General features: G+C 33.6%; 16 protein-coding genes. 3 read left to right on the top strand and 13 right to left on the bottom strand.

Annotation, left to right across the window (positions count from 1 at the left end; genetic code table 11):
• Positions 1–487 precede the first annotated feature (487 nt).
• From msrB to rsgA, 3 genes are all read right to left on the bottom strand, one after another.
• A complete protein-coding gene (msrB, locus tag NST77_RS10075) occupies positions 488–913 on the bottom strand; it encodes a peptide-methionine (R)-S-oxide reductase MsrB (RefSeq protein WP_047940460.1) in 426 nt (141 codons plus the stop codon).
• Positions 913–1,446 carry a peptide-methionine (S)-S-oxide reductase MsrA gene (msrA, locus tag NST77_RS10080; protein ID WP_095332045.1) on the bottom strand — a complete coding sequence of 178 codons (534 nt, stop codon included), beginning with the start codon at positions 1,444–1,446 and terminating at the stop codon, positions 913–915. The genes msrB and msrA overlap by 1 nt, the downstream gene beginning before the upstream one ends.
• A 175-nt stretch (positions 1,447–1,621) precedes the next feature.
• The gene (gene rsgA, locus NST77_RS10085; RefSeq protein ID WP_095332043.1) at positions 1,622–2,674 is read right to left on the bottom strand and encodes a ribosome small subunit-dependent GTPase A; all 1,053 of its coding nucleotides are present in this window, start codon (positions 2,672–2,674) and stop codon (positions 1,622–1,624) included.
• A 388-nt stretch (positions 2,675–3,062) separates the two neighbouring features.
• Here rsgA and NST77_RS10090 point away from each other — a divergent pair, with 388 nt between their 5' ends.
• Positions 3,063–3,821 carry a DUF4397 domain-containing protein gene (locus NST77_RS10090; RefSeq protein WP_095332041.1) on the top strand — a complete coding sequence of 253 codons (759 nt, stop codon included), beginning with the start codon at positions 3,063–3,065 and terminating at the stop codon, positions 3,819–3,821.
• A gap of 88 nt (positions 3,822–3,909) precedes the next feature.
• Here NST77_RS10090 and NST77_RS10095 read toward each other — a convergent pair whose 3' ends face one another.
• The 5 genes from NST77_RS10095 to ilvA form a co-directional block, all read right to left on the bottom strand.
• On the bottom strand, positions 3,910–4,482 hold the full coding sequence (locus tag NST77_RS10095) for a YpmS family protein (RefSeq protein WP_095332039.1): 573 nt from the start codon (positions 4,480–4,482) through the stop codon (positions 3,910–3,912).
• Positions 4,483–4,492: 10 nt separating this feature from the next.
• Positions 4,493–5,305: an SGNH/GDSL hydrolase family protein gene (locus NST77_RS10100; RefSeq protein ID WP_095332037.1), complete on the bottom strand. Its 813-nt coding sequence runs from the start codon at positions 5,303–5,305 to the stop codon at positions 4,493–4,495.
• Positions 5,306–5,493: 188 nt separating this feature from the next.
• The gene (locus NST77_RS10105; RefSeq protein ID WP_095332035.1) at positions 5,494–7,092 is read right to left on the bottom strand and encodes a sensor histidine kinase; all 1,599 of its coding nucleotides are present in this window, start codon (positions 7,090–7,092) and stop codon (positions 5,494–5,496) included.
• Positions 7,093–7,532: 440 nt separating this feature from the next.
• A complete protein-coding gene (locus tag NST77_RS10110) occupies positions 7,533–8,375 on the bottom strand; it encodes a DegV family protein (RefSeq protein ID WP_095332033.1) in 843 nt (280 codons plus the stop codon).
• 268 nt (positions 8,376–8,643) lie between these two features.
• On the bottom strand, positions 8,644–9,909 hold the full coding sequence (gene ilvA, locus NST77_RS10115; protein WP_095332031.1) for a threonine ammonia-lyase IlvA: 1,266 nt from the start codon (positions 9,907–9,909) through the stop codon (positions 8,644–8,646).
• Between the two features lie 198 nt (positions 9,910–10,107).
• Here ilvA and trhA point away from each other — a divergent pair, with 198 nt between their 5' ends.
• Entirely contained in the window at positions 10,108–10,746 is a 639-nt protein-coding gene (gene trhA / locus NST77_RS10120) for a PAQR family membrane homeostasis protein TrhA (RefSeq protein ID WP_047940453.1), read from the top strand.
• A gap of 184 nt (positions 10,747–10,930) precedes the next feature.
• Here the strand turns inward: trhA and NST77_RS10125 are convergent, their stop codons facing one another.
• The 5 genes from NST77_RS10125 to NST77_RS10145 all read right to left on the bottom strand — a co-directional run bounded on the left by NST77_RS10125 (position 10,931) and on the right by NST77_RS10145 (position 14,620).
• Positions 10,931–11,803: a PTS system mannose/fructose/sorbose family transporter subunit IID gene (locus tag NST77_RS10125; RefSeq protein WP_172859188.1), complete on the bottom strand. Its 873-nt coding sequence runs from the start codon at positions 11,801–11,803 to the stop codon at positions 10,931–10,933.
• Positions 11,793–12,566 (bottom strand): PTS mannose/fructose/sorbose/N-acetylgalactosamine transporter subunit IIC, encoded by a 774-nt coding sequence (locus NST77_RS10130; protein ID WP_095332049.1) that lies wholly within the window; start codon positions 12,564–12,566, stop codon positions 11,793–11,795. Before NST77_RS10130 ends, NST77_RS10125 begins: the two co-directional genes overlap by 11 nt.
• 93 nt (positions 12,567–12,659) lie before the next feature.
• Positions 12,660–13,130: a PTS sugar transporter subunit IIB gene (locus NST77_RS10135; protein WP_095332029.1), complete on the bottom strand. Its 471-nt coding sequence runs from the start codon at positions 13,128–13,130 to the stop codon at positions 12,660–12,662.
• A gap of 15 nt (positions 13,131–13,145) precedes the next feature.
• Positions 13,146–13,574 carry a PTS sugar transporter subunit IIA gene (locus NST77_RS10140; RefSeq protein ID WP_123257811.1) on the bottom strand — a complete coding sequence of 143 codons (429 nt, stop codon included), beginning with the start codon at positions 13,572–13,574 and terminating at the stop codon, positions 13,146–13,148.
• Positions 13,575–13,639: 65 nt separating this feature from the next.
• A complete protein-coding gene (locus NST77_RS10145) occupies positions 13,640–14,620 on the bottom strand; it encodes an SIS domain-containing protein (protein WP_123257812.1) in 981 nt (326 codons plus the stop codon).
• 263 nt (positions 14,621–14,883) lie between these two features.
• Between NST77_RS10145 and NST77_RS10150 the strand changes: the two genes are divergently transcribed.
• Positions 14,884–15,609, top strand: coding sequence for a GntR family transcriptional regulator (locus NST77_RS10150; protein WP_095332023.1), 726 nt, complete (start codon positions 14,884–14,886; stop codon positions 15,607–15,609).
• The last annotated feature ends 191 nt before the right edge of the window (positions 15,610–15,800 follow it).

The raw sequence follows: 15,800 nt of genomic DNA on the forward strand, positions 1-15,800 counted from the left end.
TATTTCAACCCGATATAACCCCGAACAATTATGCGTACATATTAGAAAATATTCGTATAATTGTTTGGGGGTTTTTATTTATTTTAAGAAAAAAGGTTTGTGGTAATCACCCGCAGACTGAATACACTTCGCTTTCCATGGGGCGAGCGCCAAGCCTCCTCGTTCCTGCGGGGTCTTGGACTTTCTCGCAGCTCCCATAGGAGTCTACGTGTATTCAGTCTGCTCTGTTTTTTCCTACTAATTTTAGTTTGCTTAAAAACTAAATAAGCTTTAAAAAAGGAGTGAAATGGAACGAAGGATACTCGACTCCTGCGGGAAGCAGAGCAAAGCCTAAGACCCAACAGGCTTTAGCCGAGGAGACTTAGGTTGCTCCCCGGCGCATCGTGTGTCTGTAGTGTGATGGAACGAATTGGTTTCACCATTGAATTAGAGATTGTTCGTCTTTATCCAATATATATTTTGTTTTGTCCCATCCCCTTTTCTTTTATTATCTAAATAAACTTAAATATTTACCATATCCTTTTTCTTCCAATTCCTCTTTTGGAATAAATTTCATTGCTGCTGAATTCATGCAGTAGCGTAAGCCTGTAGGTTGCGGACCATCATTAAATACATGGCCTAGATGAGAATCAGCTTCTTTACTTCTCACTTCGGTACGTATCATTCCATGACTTGTGTCTTTCTTTTCTGTTAATTCTTCTTCATCAATTGGTTTTGTAAAACTTGGCCACCCACAGCCAGCATCATATTTATCAAGTGAACTGAATAATGGTTTTCCTGAAACAATATCTACATAAATCCCATCACCGAATTCATCCCAATATTCATTACGGAATGGTGGTTCGGTTCCATTGTTTTGAGTAACTTCATATTGTATGGGCGTTAATTTTTCTTTTAGTTTGTCTTTTTCCATTACTGATCGCTCCAATTCTCGTCAATATATGCTGCACGTCCTGAACCAATATGATAACGATTATAATGTTCAGGATTCTTTCTGTAATAATCCTGATGATAATCCTCAGCAGGATAAAAAGTTGATGCTGGAAGAATTTTAGTCACAATCGGTTTACTAAATCTCCCACTTGCTTCTAATTGTTGTTTAGATTTTTCAGCTGCTTGCTTTTGATCCTCACTATGGTAAAAGATTGCTGTTTGATAGGATTGCCCGCGATCATAGAATTGACCGCCTGCATCAGTTGGATCAATTTGCTGCCAATAAATACTAAGCAATTTTTCATACGAAAAAACATGTGGATCATATGTAATTTGGACTGCTTCATAATGTCCCGTCGTTTCTGAACAAACTTCTTTGTAGGTTGGATTCTCTTTATGTCCCCCTGTATACCCAGAAACTACTTTGATAATACCTGGCTCCTGATCAAAAGGCTTAACCATACACCAGAAACATCCTCCTGCAAATGTTGCTACTTTTACATTTTCATCCACTTATATACCCCCTTGAATAACTTTCTCTCACTTATATTCCCACATCATCATGATTTCACACTATTAGCTTAATGTTTATAAGAGAAATATGCAAAAATTAAGTCTCTAAAAGGAACGTAAATCCCCTGATTCATAAGACCAAGGGATTTACAATAAAAAAGTAATCAAGTAATAATTACTTTATCTTAAATTGGTTATTCCTTTTTTTCCATATTTTCTTTTGATCTGATTGCGCTTTTTTATCTTGTCGTCTTTCAAGAAAAGCTAGTTCCCTTAACAGCTTTTTGTAGCTGCGTAATCGTTCTTCTTCGATTTTCCCATTTTCAATAGCAAGCTTTACTGCGCAGCCTATTTCCTTTTCATGCTGGCAATCTCGAAATTTACAATACGCTGCAAACGCTTCTATTTCAGAAAAACTATTAGCAATACCTTCCTCACTATTCCATAATTGCAATTCCCTCATTCCAGGAGTATCAATTAATACTGCCCTATTCGGCAACAAGACCATCTCTCGGTTTGTTGTCGTATGCCGACCCTTTGCATCTGTCTCTCTAATTCCTTGGACTTCCTGTTTTTTGAATCCACATAGATAATTTGTCAAAGTAGATTTCCCGACACCGGATGAACCTAATAAAGCGACTGTCTTTCCAGGAGAAAGGAATGTTTTCAACGTTTCTAATCCAATATTATTCACAATACTCACTGCTATAATAGGAACGCCAAAAGCTACTGATTCTACTAAAGTAACTTTTTCATTAATATCATCTGCTAAATCTGCTTTCGTTAAAACAACGACCGGACTTGCTCCACTTTCCCATGTTAAAGTTAAATAGCGCTCTATTCTTCTTATATTTAAATCTTCATTCAATGAATTAACTAAGAAAATAGTATCAACATTGGCTGCTACTATTTGTTCTTCGGTACTATTACCTGCTATTTTTCTAGAAAATTTGCTTACTCGAGGCAATATGTTTGTAATGGTTCCTTTTTCTTCAGGAATTCTCGGCGAAACAATTACCCAATCGCCTACTGCAGGTAATTCTTCTCTTGATTTTGCTACGTATGCTAATTTTCCGGAAACTTCACATAACAGCTCACCATATTCGGTCCATACTCGATACATTCTTTTGTGTTCTAAAGAAATTCTGCCGATTATTTGATTTTCCTTTGCAACCATCTCAAATGCTTCTTTAATATTTTCGTTCAAACCAATCTGGGTTAATTCCATGTATTGACCTCCAAATATTTGTAAAATAAAAAAACATGGTGCATACAGCCCATGTTTTCCCTACAAACATTTAGAAGTCCCTACATAAGAATGTATCATCTATCTATTCATGACAAATCTCATCTATTGAGGTAACCGTTTGGGCTGTATGCTATATGAATAATTGATTTAAAAAATGTAATTTTGCTCATAAAACATCAGCCCCTTTCATTTATTAATTTTATTATATAAATATTCAAATAAATTGTAAAGCCTATTTTATTAGGCACTCTCCCTAATCTTTAGCATATTCTATTTTCAAAAGACTCTTTTCTATATCTGTCAGACTGCGTTTACTTTTAAATCATAATGAAAAATAGGATAAATATGAACACGAGGAGGAAGTTCGATGACAAGAGATCATTTTCACTCCATACAGGAAGCCGGAATGTATAACGTATTAAGTGATTACTATAAATATACGAATCCTGAATTACATGTATATTATTATCATAAGCATCTTCAAAGCTTAAACCATGCTTTAAAGAAGGAAAGTAAGTCTGCTATTGTTTCGGATATCCAGAGGCAAAATGAGTATGGAAAAGTCAGATTCTTACAAGCTACTAATAACTTGCCAACTGTTGATATTTACATGAATGGTAAATGTCTGTTAAAAGAAGTATCGTTTAAAACGATGAGTAATGAATTAACATTACCTACTGGAAAATATCAACTGGATATATATGAAACTGGGAAGCAGATTGATCCATTATCTAGTCAAATATTGAAGATAGATAGTAATGTATATCATACTTTTGCTTTTGCCGGCAATGAAAGAAACCTAACAATACAGTTATTTCCTGAATTTCCAATTGTACCAGCAAACGAAACAAAACTACGGATCATTCAACTGGCAGAAAACCTGCCAACCATTGATATCGCCGTTCAAAAAGGAGATATCGTATTTCCATCTATACCTTATAAAGGTGCAAGTTCCTATTTAGGGTTGTTTCCAATGACTGTCTATTTAGAGGCAAGAAATGCAGAAACAAAGGAAGTACTAAAGAAATTTCCTGCTCTCCAATTAGAAGCCGATAAAACATATAGTGGATTTCTTGTCGAAGGAACCGATGAAAAAACTTGTGAATTATTAATTTTCTCCTGTTAACATAAAAAGGCTATTCTTAAATCTCCCACCAATAATCATTTATCATCTTGGACAGGAGATTTTTTAGAAATAGCCTTACAAATATTACTTATTCAGTTGGCAGCAATAAATTAAATTGAATGATATTTTTCTCTAAATCAAATGTTTTCGCCTCTACTAACATTCCGTTTTTCAAGTCCATCTTAGTTAAATGAACATATATTTCTTCTTCATTTGGCTGAATATCAACCCAATCTGGAAAATTATATTGATTTTCAATAAAATTCATTACATAAGATACGGGTAACGGCAGATGACCAATACTTATTTCTTTCTGTTTTAATAATAAATCCCCATTTTCTAATGCTATTGGTTCAAATGTTAATTTCATTTGAATATCTGTATGAAAAATTGGCATCGTTCCATATAGCTCTACTTGATCCGCTATATTTATTTCATAATGAATCGGACCATTAAGCCCTTCTTTTTCTAGAAAATGATTAATTAACTTCGTCAAATCCTCTCGATTTGTCGTAACAGCAAATGGAACTTCTTCTCCTTGCTGCTTTATTATCGGTGTCTTCTCCACTGGTTTAAATATCATTATCGCTATATATATGATTCCCAGTACAAGAGCACCTGCTAATGTTAAAAATGCTAGTTTCCACTTATTCTTAAACAACCTTTTCTCCTCAATTCTCCGTCTGCAAATTCTCTAGTATATCAGCTAGTGGTGCTGTTAACATCTTTTCGTAGATGGCTTCAGCAATAAGCTGATACCCCTTGTCATTAGGATGAAAATAATCTTCATACAGTAAATCTGACGTTGGATTTTCAAAAATATTCTCGATACTAACGAAATATGTATGCTTATATTTTGCTAATACCCCTTCACTCGTGCTATTCCAATCGGCCACAATTTGATTCATTTCTTTGATATCAGAAAACATCTTGATAAATGGGTTATAGACCCCAACTAATATTACGACAGCTTTAGGATTGTATTCTCGTATACTAGCCAAAACATTATTGAGATTTTCTTCATACTCGCTTAATTGTGCCAAAAATGAATCCATTTGCAAATTGGTAATATTATTCCGGACGACTTTCATAATATCATTTCCGCCAATCGTAATAATAACACCGTCTGCTTTTTTAATTGACTCACTAACTTCCTCTGTTTTAATTCTTTTTAATAACTGATCAGACCTGTTGCCTCTTACCCCATAATTCAAAAAATCCGCCTTATTTACTCCTTTGGTTTCTTCAAGTAAAGTTTGCAGATATGGAACATATCCCCCTTTTCCAGTGCTGTCACCAACACCTTGTGTAAGAGAATCTCCAACAGATACTATTGATAAATCTTTTGGTAAAAAGCTGACTGGTATATCCTTTTTATTCATAACTACCATATCTTTTTCTGTATTATAGAGTGTCTGATTGGAGCAGGAAACAAGCATTAAAAGAGAAAATAATAAAACAAGAAAGGTAAATGGTTTTTTCATCTTTTCACCTACCTTCATTTTTTATAGTATAGCATATTGAAGAGAATTCGAAATGAATTTATGCACTTATTTTTTTCCAATAAGCTCCCAATATGCATCCTAATCACTGCGAAAAAAATTCTCCCATTAAAAACTTTTTTCTTTTATGAAACTCTATATTCCATCTATATATAAGAAGAATTACTTTTTTACTCACTAAGATAGAGAGGGATGAAAATTCTAAATAACGTGCCCCTACCTTTTTCACTTTGTACTTCAATATACCCTTTCATCTGCTCAACCATCTGATAACAAACCATTAAACCCATCCCAGTACCCTTTTCTTTTAACGAATAAAACGCAGTACCTAATCGGTTTATCTCTTCTTCTGTCATTCCAATTCCAGTATCCTCTATTTCAAATACCCCATATTCCTTTGCTGGATAAAGGTTAATGGTTATGGTTCCTCCATTTTTCATTGCCTCAATTGCATTTTTTAAAATATTTATAAGTACTTGCTTTAATTCATTATTATTAGCTTCTATGTATACTTGTTGAATATTCTTTTTAAAGTGGATACCTTTACTCATCATTGCATAAGAGTGCATTAAGTCAATAACTTTGTTTGCCAAGTCTCTTCCATTAACCTTTTGTGATTGTTCCACATCAGGCTTTGCTAAAGACAAATAATCATTAATAATTGTTTCTGCGCGATTCATTTCCTCAATCATTAATTTAATATATGTTCTTTCTTCTTCACTCATATGTTCTTTTGCATAAAAAATTTGCAAAAAGCCTTTGACGACAGTCATCGGATTTCTTATTTCATGAGCAACGGATGCAGCAAGCTGACCAACTGCATTCATTTTCTCCGCTTTTTGTAATTCTTTATTAATTTTCAAAAAATCTACAATATTATCCATTTGCCTAAGTGCTTCTTCCATTGTAGTGAGTTGAAAATCCTTTGATATTGTTCCAAGCTCTTTAGCAGTATTGGTTAAACGATAAAAAAGAGACGCAAGATTATCAACAACTTCATTATAATTTTTCATCAGCCCTTGTAATTCTTTGTTATCATTTATATCCATCTTAACATCAAAATTCCCACCACTTATTTCATTCAAACCTACCATCATTTTGTTAATAGGGTGAAGGATTTTATTTAACCATTTTCTTATATAAATAAAAAGGAAGATAAAACTAATTAAAAGGAAGAATATCGTTTGAAGTGCGAGTTCTTTCAGAAAATAAAACTGGTCATTGAGCTTCCTTTCCATCCCGACAACGCCCATCAATTGTCCTTTTTTATCATTAATAGGAATGAAAGAGCTCATATAATGGTCTTTATTAAGTTTGTATATGTTACTGTGCTGAATTTCATGCATGGTAATTGTTCTCTTATATGTTGGCATTATTTTATCTGCTATAGTATCAACATAATGAATTCCTATTTTTTGATTTTGTTGAGAGATGACAGCTATATGATTTTGCTTCTCATTTTCTGCTAACACCGATATATACATGAGTTTCTTTATTTCGGAATTATTTTTATTAAAATCTGAAGAGTTGATCATATTTTGTAGTAGCTGCTTTGAATCAGTCCTTTTCGCTTCCCGCATTTGCAAGGAAGCATTATTACTTAATAGAGTTAGGATTTCTTCCCCATCCTTTTCAAAATTTGTCTTCCACTCTTTATACTGGCAATAAAAAACGAATGTTACAAAAAGCATGAGAAGAAAAAAAGGCAGAAAAAAAGAAATAACTTGATATTTATTCACAAACGGAATAGTATAAAATTTTTTTATCATACTGGCCACCTATTTCTTATATTCCTTAGTCTACAAGAGACATACGATATTTGAATTACTTCTTCTAATTACAATTGAATTATATATCGTTATTTATTTATGTACGTAATCTTAATTTATATGTTGATTCGACAATTTCGCTTAAAATCCCTTTAATTACCCCATTTTTTATTTAATTCACTAATTTTAAAAATGAAGGGTCATGATAGGTCTTTCTCCTAACGAATAAAAGAAGTCTACTTTTACCCTCAAAAAATATAAGCAGATCAGATACAAGTAATTGGACAGAAAAAAGCCAAACAATCACAGGAAATTTCGTATGACCGCTTGGCTTTTATTCTTTTTAAATTGTTGTTAAAAAAGGTGTAATAAACACTACATTCTATTTTATGGAGCAGCAATCTGCCTTTTACTGAATCCTACAAACAATAAAAGAAGGATTATTCCATATAATAACTAAACCCGATTGCTCCTGGTCCGGTATGTGTGGAAATGATAGGAGTTGTATAGTCAATATCAACTCTATTAAAACCAGTAGCCTTTTCTATTGCCTCTTTTAATTTAAGCGCAACATCTAGGCTTCCTGCGTGTGTAATCCCTACCCCTTTGATTTTTTTTCCGATGCTGTCTTCCGTAAAGGCACTAGCTAAAAACTTCACTGCTTGTGAACGACTTCGTACTTTTGCCACAGGTGTATATACACCTTCCTCTAGAGTTGCAATGGGTTTTATATTTAATAAAGAGCCGAGAAAAGCTTTCCCTTTTCCAATTCTTCCGCCCTTCATTAAATTCTCTAATGTATCTACTACAACAAAAAGTTTCGTATGTTTTTTTACATGATTTAATCTTTGCAAAATTTCAGCTGCATTATGCCCATTTTTCACCATTTCTGCTGCTTCTAATACTTGAAAAGATAAACCTTTAGAAATAAATTCCGAGTCTACAACAAAGACCGTTCCCTTTGTTAATTGGCTGGCACTTTTAGCTGATTCTACTGTCCCACTCATTCCACCCGTCATATGAATAGATATAATATCATATCCTTCGTCTGCAAGTTCATCATATTTTTCCACAAAAGTGCCAACAGATGGCTGAGAGGTTTTAGGTAACTCATCTGCTTCTATCATCTTATCAATAAATTCCGCAGGTGATATATCTACTCGATCCAAGTATGATTTATTATCAATATAAATAGATAAAGATACTACCTCAATTTCATATTTTTCTAAAATTTCTTGCGATAAATCTACCGTTGAATCTGTTACAATTTTGATTTTTCTCATTTCACACTTCCTATTAATCATTTCATTTTTCAATTAAGCGCTTACTTTATTATACATTTATTTTTATTATTTTCCTATGCTACTGTGTATTTTATTTTATTGAGCATATATTACCCACTATACCACAAATTAAGCATTTCGTAACCTGTGAATTGAATCACAATCCATGGCGAATTAACTGACTACAAAGACTTTATAAACAATAATAATGATACATGATCAAAAAACCATGCGCATAATAACCACGCATGGTCCTATTAAATAGATATTATACTAGTAAATGGAATAAGTTAGAATCTCTATTCACTTCCGTATACGGAAATCCCTTTTTATCCATTCTTTCAATTAATTCTCTGTAATCATCCCTATTTTTCAGTTCTAAACCGACAAGTGCAGGTCCACTTTCCTTATTATTCTTTTTAACATATTCAAATCGGACAATATCGTCATCAGGTCCCAAAACATCATCTAAAAACTCTCTTAGAGCACCAGCCCTTTGCGGAAAATTAACAATAAAGTGATATAATAATCCTTCATATAATAAAGAGCGTTCTTTAATATCCTGCATGCGATCAATGTCATTATTACCACCGCTAATGACAACCACAACATTTTTGCCTTTTATTTTTTCCTTATACAAGTCTAGAGCAGCAACTGGGAGAGCTCCAGCCGGTTCGGCGACAATGGCATGCTCATTATATAAAGACAAAATAGAGGTACATACTTTGCCTTCAGGTACTAATACGATATCATCTACATAATCTCTGCAAATTTCAAAATTCTTTTGTCCAACACTTTTGACTGCTGCTCCATCTACGAATTTATCAATTTTGTTCAATGTTACTACTTTATTTCTAATCAAGGCTTCCTTCATCGAAGGGGCACCAGCTGGTTCTACACCAATCATTTTCGTTGCTGGAGAAACGCTTTTCATGTATGTACTTAACCCTGCCATTAAACCACCGCCTCCGATACTTGCAAACACAAAATCAATCGGGACGTCAATATCATTCATCATTTCTATTGCCATTGTGCCTTGTCCGGCAATAACATTTTCATCATTAAATGGATGGATAAATGCTCTTTCTTCCGCTTCTGCACAGGCAACTGCTTCTACATATGAATCATCGAACGTATCACCTGTTAAAACAATTTCTACATTTTCTTTGCCAAACATTTTAACTTGTGTAACCTTTTGCTTTGGTGTTGTTGCAGGCATGAATATTTTCCCATGCACATTTAAATAACGACAAGAGTAGGCTACACCTTGCGCATGATTTCCTGCACTTGCACAAACTACTCCATTTTTCATTTTCTCTTTTTCCAGCATCTTCATGGAATAAAAAGCACCCCTTAGTTTAAAGGAACGCACATGCTGTAAATCTTCCCTTTTTAAATAAATGTTGCAATCATATTTTTCGGATAACCGATAATTTTTTTGTAAGGGAGTATGGGCTACTATGTCTTTAATACCTTGGTATGCAATAATAATATCCTCTAATTGCACCCATTTTTTCATTACATTTTGTTCCATTTCCACACCCTCATTTCTAACAATTTTAATTTGTACATTATACCATGAATTATTCTTTTATCACTAACAAAATTTTAAATTTTCTTTTTTTTTAAACATTTTTGATTGCGTAAAATTATTGACTACGGCATATTCGGCAATTGTTTGTTTTTATGAAAGAAATCCATTACAATTAAGGGATAAGGAGTGAATAAAGTTATGAATTTTTCGATTAAAGATTTCTCATTAAAAGAAGAGATTGCAAATAGTATTACCCATGGGATTGGCTTTCTGTTAAGTATACCGGCGCTAGTGATGCTGATCATTAATGCAGTTGAAACAGATAATCCCTGGAGAATCGTCAGTTTTTCTATTTTTGGAGCAACTATGATTATCCTATATTTATGCTCCACCCTTTTGCATAGCATTACCCATGAAAAAGTGAAAGATTTTTTCGAGATCCTCGATCATTCTTCAATCTATCTTTTAATCGCAGGTACCTATACTCCTTTTGTTTTAGTTGCTATCCGTGGCGGGTTAGGCTGGACACTATTTGGAATCGTATGGGCATTAGCCATTATTGGTATTGTCTTTAAATGTTATTATGTAAAAAAATATATTGTTACTTCAACCATCTTGTATGTTATTATGGGCTGGCTGATTGTGATGGCAATCGTCCCGTTATATCATGCCATCGGCACCACTGGCTTTATGCTTCTCGTAGGGGGCGGCCTTTTATATACTATTGGAAGCATCTTCTACGTTATGCAAAAGATTCCCTATTTCCATGCTATTTGGCACCTATTCGTATTAGCAGGGAGTGCCTTAATGTATTTTTGTGTGTATCTTTATGTATAGCCGCAAGTTTTAACAATCCTTGATGTTCCGTTATAAAAAAGATGAAGAAGTAATCAAATCTCTGTTTGTCTACAGTCTGACCTATCATATCAATATGATAGGTTTTTTATTTTCTTCAAAAAATGCTATAGAAAAAATGGCAGGTCTAATCACCTGCCATTTTTAATTTGAAGATAAAAACTGTTTATGGAGCAAGGATGCCTAACCATGCAAAGATAATTGAAACAATGATAATTCCCATTAACAGCCAAGTTGTCTTTATTTTTTTACCAAGCAACCAGTAAATTAAGAAGGTAACACCAATGGGTAAGAGACTAGGCATGATTCCATCTAAGATATCTTGTACTTTCGTCACTGCATCACCAGTACCAAATTTCAGGGGTACTTTTACAACAACCATTGTCGCAATCATTGACCCTATTGTCATTAAACCTAATATCGCTGTGGAATTTGTAATTCTCTCCATTAAACCGGACTTTTGAATTTTATCTAATAAACCTGCTCCTAGTTCATAACCTTTCATCATTCCAAAATATCTCATTCCAAGTGCTGGGATATTGTATATCAGTAAAAAAAGAATGGCACCTAAAAGACTTCCATTTAAGGCTAGTGATGCTCCAATTCCAGCTGCAATAATGCGAAGTGTTCCTAAGAAAATTGAATCTCCTATTCCTGACAATGGACCCATCAAACTTACTTTGACATTATTGATCGAATCGATATCAAAGTTTTTGGGATCCCTTGCTCTTTTTTCTTCCATTGCTGTTATAATACCTAATACTAACGTTGAAAAATAAACTGTAATATTAAAAAATTCCATATGCCTTTGTAATGCCTTTGCTTTCTCTTCTTTGTTATTTTTATATAATTTTTCAATTATAGGTATCATGGAGGAGGCAAATCCCATATGGCCTTGTCTTACATAGTTCCAGGAAATTTCAAAAGGCAAAGATCTCCAAAAGACTTTCCTTAAGTCACTTTTAGTAATTGTCGTAGTTTCCAGCCCTGTCTTTTCACCAAGTCCTTTATTAGAAACTTTGCTCCTATTAGAAGTCATCATCCTCTACCTCCATTTCATTATTTCCGACAGCCATCTGTTTTTCACTCGTTTGAGACATAATGAAAACAATACAAACAGCTAATATAGCTACAGCAAGAACAGGCAAATTGAGATAAGCTGTTAGGATAAGACCTATGAATAAAAACGGAACAATTTTTTTATTCAAAATCATCCGAAGCAGAATGGCGAAACCAAGCGCAGGCAGAATTCCCGCCGAAATAGATAGTCCATCTTGAATAAAGGTTGGAATCATATTTAAAACATTTTCCATTACATTCGATCCTAAATAGAATGAAAGCGTGGTCAAAATTGCTAAAGGAAGATACATTCCAAATATACCACCATACCAGTGCATTCTGCTTACCCCTTTAAGATCTCCTGCAGCCGCATACTTATCTGCCTTATTTGCAAATAATGGAACAATAGCGATAAAAAGAAAGTTGCGGAGCATCATAACAAGCATAGCGATCGGCAAACCTAATGCGACTGCCATCCCGGCATCTTTATCCCCAATAATGGCAAAAGCAGTACCGAGAACACTCCCCGAAACGACTTCAGGAGGAAGTGCTGCTCCAACACCAACGGCCCCCATAAACGCTAGCTCCAGAGTGGCACCAATTATACATCCAGCTTCTAAATTCCCTAAAGCCAATCCTACAAGAGGTCCTAAAACGATCGGTCGTGTTTGTAATGTTTTTCCTGTAAAATAATCACTATATCCAAAACATGCAATGAGAAATATTAATATAACCTCTAACACCATTTATCCCTCCTTATTAATTCTTATAAAAAACACTCAGGAAACAAAATGCTTGCATATAAAAAAGGGTAGGAACACCCTTTTTTATATGCATTACAGTACATTTTTGGCCAAAATTTTCTTATCATTAGGAATTTGTCTTATCTCAATTTCCACATTTCGCATCAACATTTCTTTCAGTAATTGTTCTTCCTCTGGTAGAACATTAATTGCTTTCGAAACATTTCTTGATCCTTCTTTTGCCTTTATTCCACCTAAATTAATTTGCTTTATTTCTGGAATGGCTTCCGATAACTTAGCAGCATCTGCAATAGATTCAACAACAATAAATAATTTATATTTATCGGTTGCTCCGCTTTGAATTGCTTTAATCGAATCCTCGATATTTTTTATGACTAATTTAACATTAGCCGGTTTAGCTAACTTCATTGTTGTTTTTTTTAGGTCATTTTTCATTAGTTCATCATTGGCAATTAAAATGCAATCTGCACCGAGCATTGATGTCCAAGAAACAGCAACTTGTCCATGTAATAAACGATGATCCACTCTCGTTAATAAAATCATAACCTTCCCTCATTTCTAAAACTCATCATCTATATTTTGAGAATCTTCTAGGATTTTATTGCATAAACAAATAGATTCCTTGGATTCATCTATTGATTCAACAATAATTTGTCCTGTATCCTTTTCTTCAAATTGTCTTGATAATAGGGTAATTAATAATCCTAAATTAAGTCCTGATACTACGAAGACTTTCTTATCCATTCTATTAACATAATTCATAAATTCATTGTTAACACTCCCCCCTAAGAGATCGGTTACAACAATTAATTCATCTTCTGGTTTTAAGTTTTCTAGAATGAAAGATATTTCTTTGTTCAAGTCAAAATCTTCTGTCATATATGCACAAAGAAACTCTACATTGGGCTGATCACCCATGATTAACCTCAATGAACCGTAAATTCCTTCTGCAAAATTGGCGTGCGAGGCTAATAAAAATCTCCTCAAATAGATTACCTCCTTCTCAAGCTGACATACTGATTTATTCAATAATAGTTTTCTAGAAAACTATCTTAATATTCAACTTTCCACATATATCTACGGGTCATATAATCATTTTTAGTAGCATAAGATAGTTGTCTTAGATATACATTATTTAAAATAGGGGAAAATAAAATATGGTTGAAATATTCAGAAACCGAGTCCTTTATTCTATTAATTCCTAATTCTTTAGCATCAAGGACATATACTTTTTCTCCACCATATCTCTTTAAAAACTTAATTACTCTTTCATCTGCAGAACGCACTCTGCCCTCAGAGGCTAATAAAAATACCGAAGTGTTTTTATCAATAGTTTCAAACGGCCCATGAAAAAATTCACAGCTATTTACAGTAGGGGAATCCTTTTGCACCATTTCCATTAGATTGCATATAGAGAATATATATGCAGATCCCATTGCTGGACCGCTCGCCATAACGTGAATACTTTGTTCGTTTTTGTTTTGTTCCGCCCAAGCTTTTGCCAGTGGAGTTGTATATTCCACAGCATCTCTATAAATAGTATCTACTATTTCAAAGCCTTCCATCGCATCATCGTATCCTTCATAATTTTCCAATAAATGCAATAATGTGATAGCAATCTGTAAACCGAAACTGGAATTGACCCTCTCTGTTTTACTTGAATCAATCGCAATACTCTCATATTGGATGTTATATTCACATGTTTCTGTCAATCCAGATGGTTCAACATATAATCCAATTGTTGTAGCACCAAGTTCTTTTGCCACTCTAGCAGCCTCTATTGTTTCAGGAGTTCCTCTCATTGAACATAGTACTGCTAATGTATCCTGACCACAAAACTTTGGCGGAGCATAAACAAATTCATTACTGGAAAACATTTGTGATCGAATGGTTGTTGATTCTCTATCCATAAAATATTGTGCTGGATAAAACCCACCATTAGATCCACCCGCTGCAATCCATACAACATTTTTAATTCCACCATTTTCTTTTTTCTTCTCTAAAATCTCTACTAAAATTTCGTTAACATTCATTTTAACAATCTCCTTTTTATTTTGTGATGTCCTATGATGTCTGCCTAAGGACAAGATCATAATAGCATATACTTTCCTCCATGTAAACATATTTTAGATATATCTACATACAAGTTTTATCAAAGTAACTGTTTTCATTTTGTTTCACCCTGATATACTCTTCTATAATTAGATACAACAGCATACAACTTTAGAAATATCTCATTTGCACTTGTATGCATTTTTAGGTATTATATAACTAAAATTGTTAGTGAGGCATTCATATGGAAAATTTAAATATAACTAGTAGTAAACCACTTTACCACCAATTAGCGGAAACAATTAGAAAAGATATTTATGAGGGGAAATTTAAACAAGATGAGCGTATTCCTTCAGAATTCGAATTAAGTGAAATGTACGAAATAAGTAGAAGCACTGTAAGAAAAGCCATTTCAATTTTAGTAGAAGAAGATTTACTTGTTAAAATACATGGGAAAGGTACATTTGTAGCTGCCCCCATGCTCGAACAAAATAATCGAGTTTTTATGAGTTTTACTAGCAACGTGGAGACACTTGGAAAAACTTTAACAACTAAAACACAAAAAGTTTATTATCGTAAAGCTACGGAACAAGAAATAGAATTCTTTAATCTAACAGAACCAGAAGATATTTTAATTATCGAAAGACTCCGGATTGTGGATAATTTACCGATTGGAATTGAAACAGTGTTTTTCACCAAAAAGTTTGATTCATTAAAAGATGAAAATTTGAATGGATCCCTTTATGCCGTTTTAGAAGATAAGTACAGTATCACCCCTTATACAGGCAGCAAGACAATTGAAATTTGTTATGCAACATTAGAAGAATCTAACTTATTAGATATACCTCGGGGCTCTGCTCTCATGTTGGTAAAAGATAAGGTTTATGACACACACAACAATCCCTTGCATATTTCCAAACAAGTTTTGCGTGGAGATAAATTTAAGTATGCAATAAAAAAAGACAATTGATTTTCTAATGGTTGCAGGATAAGGTTTTTAATGTTTAACCTCCCAAAATATAATCAAGTCCATTTCTATCATTAAAAATCTGGATTTGAAAATCGTTTATTCAGTCTGCGGGTGATCACCACAAACCTTTTTTACTTAAAATTAATAAAACCTCGAACAATCACACGAACTTATCTTGTACGTATAATTGT

Origin of the sequence: Niallia sp. FSL W8-0177, assembly GCF_038006285.1 — a bacterium.
Lineage (GTDB): Bacteria > Bacillota > Bacilli > Bacillales > Cytobacillaceae > Niallia > Niallia circulans_A.